Here is a 2,130-nt window from a genome sequence, read left to right as displayed (position 1 = left end):
TAGTTCCAGAATTAGAGTGAAATGGGAAAGTTATTTTTAGACAATTCCTTACAGTCGGCGGCAACACACCGGTTCGCAGCTCAACTAACTTGATCGTCCTGCCCAGAAGACCTGATAACCGGTCTTTATTGAGCCTGCCCCGAGAATCTGAGCAATATCGGATCATAATTCCGACCAATCCATCAGCTTCCCTGCTATCAGCGTCCTGTGCAGGATAAAGTGGGGGTGCAGAAGAGGGTAATCCACCAACCGGGGTATTCATGTTAGAAGCCCTTCAATATTATTTGATTCAAAGGAATAAGCAGCCAGAAATATACGATTCCATATGGACAGCTACTGATGTTAGACAACTAACCGCCAAAAAGTTCCAAATTGAGACCGTAAAAAAAAGGGCTGTCAATAACAGCCCCATTTTGATGCGAAACAATCCGTTTACGCAAGGTCAATGCCTGCCCTGAAATGGGCGGCATTATAGCGTGTGAAAGATGAAGGCAGTTCAATACCTTCTTCTTTGCAGATCGAACTCATTGTAGTCGAAGCAAAAGAGAAGAAAAGAACTCTGATGAGCTCCTTTTTCGAGGGGTCATTAAAGCCGTTTATAAGAATTGCTTTATCTTTGGGTGACATGGACGATTCATTTATGGTTGTTTCGTAATTCCTGAGTGCAATAAATGAATTCAACATCTTGTTTTTGAATGTCTCCTTGTTAGCCGGTGTATTATCCTCGATGCTTATAGCCATTTCATCCCAGATAATATCTACCAGTCGATCAACCCTGGCTTGATTAACGGCTTCAGGTAAATATGGATTGGCCAATTTACTCAACAGGCCAACATTCTCAGGGTATAGCGCCATTTGTGCTTCTGTGAGCATGATGCAATTGCCGAAGTCGATAAACCAGACATCTATGTGGCCACCGGGTTTGAACCTTAGCATGATATTTCCAGGGTGACAGTCGCCATGAACAATGCCATGTTTCAAGGCAAGCTCATGCCATTTTGTTTTGACCAGACCGTGGACAGTACCTAATAAAGCCATGCCATAAAAATCGTCATACCTGAAAGGAAAGTCACTATAATACCTGTGGAAGATTTCTGACCGCAGCTGCTTGTTTGCCGGGTTCGCCAATGCATTCAACGTGTGCGCATCGTGAAGATATTCCATGATCAGCAGGTTATCAGCATCTGAAGTTTCGGTTATTTCTGGCACTTTGAAAGTTAATTTCTTCTCATTGAGTAAGGGAAGTTCAAGTGGTACTTCTTTATCAGTTTTTTCCAGCGCTTCTTTGAATACTGTCTGGTTCTTTTTTTCTTCGTTGAGTTGGCACTCTGCAATAAACGGATCAGTGAGTTCGCGGAAGGCCGTTTTCATTGTTTTTGGCAAGAAAAGCATTAGCATTCTTATGGATTTTAAACCTGCGACCAAATCAATGGCTTTCCAGTCCGGAACCACTTTGACCAAGTATGATTCTTCATCTTTTTTAACTTCAAAGCATGAGCCTATCGTTCCTGTGGCAATATGCCGTTCCACTGAATGATCTTTATAACCGGCTTTATCCAGGATGGATCTCGCAACGGTAGCGGGTATTTCAGGATTGTTATCCAAAACATTCCTGATCACAGCATAATACTCAGGATAGTCGGACTCGTTGATTTTGAAATCAGCTGCCAATTGCTTTACCAGCCCTGGATTAGCAATCAGCATCTGGAGCAGTTTTGGATAAGCCGAACCCAGCCTTTGTAAATAATTTTGCAAATTCTGGCTGGTAAAATTGCATCGAAACAGTCGGTGTTTCAGATAACAATAACCGATCAATGTTACTTTCCAGACTGCCCGGCAGAATATCGAAACATTGCGTGAAATGCTTTTAATTTCAGACCATGCCCTGGAGCACAACCCCGGATTCTCTGCTTTAAGGCTTGGTGAGTCTTCAAAGGATTGACTGACTCGCCTTCCTTGATAGGTCGATTCAACGCTGGCAGATGAACCGGCTAAAGATTGAACCGGTATCCCTGAATAATCTGACGACAGAGGCCACCCTGGAACATCCATAGTAAATCCTTTATAAAGTGGTGTTTAAGTAGCTAACCATATGAAATCATATATTTCTGACTCCTTGTGCCGGCACTC

Annotated in this window: 2 protein-coding genes; both read right to left on the bottom strand. The window is 42.9% G+C overall.

Going from position 1 to position 2,130, the window contains the following annotated elements; translation table 11 throughout:
* On the bottom strand, nt 1-262 hold a 262-nt coding region (locus KDK14_RS01665), incomplete at its 3' end, for a hypothetical protein (protein ID WP_257263279.1).
* Between the two features lie 170 nt (nt 263-432).
* A complete protein-coding gene (locus KDK14_RS01660) occupies nt 433-1,530 on the bottom strand; it encodes an AarF/UbiB family protein (protein WP_257263278.1) in 1,098 nt (365 codons plus the stop codon).
* Between the last annotated feature and the right edge of the window lie 600 nt (nt 1,531-2,130).

Origin of the sequence: Endozoicomonas sp. ONNA2, from assembly GCF_024606365.1 — a bacterium.
Classification (GTDB): Bacteria; Pseudomonadota; Gammaproteobacteria; order Pseudomonadales; family Endozoicomonadaceae; genus Endozoicomonas.
This window is presented reverse-complemented; position numbering and strand designations above follow the sequence as displayed.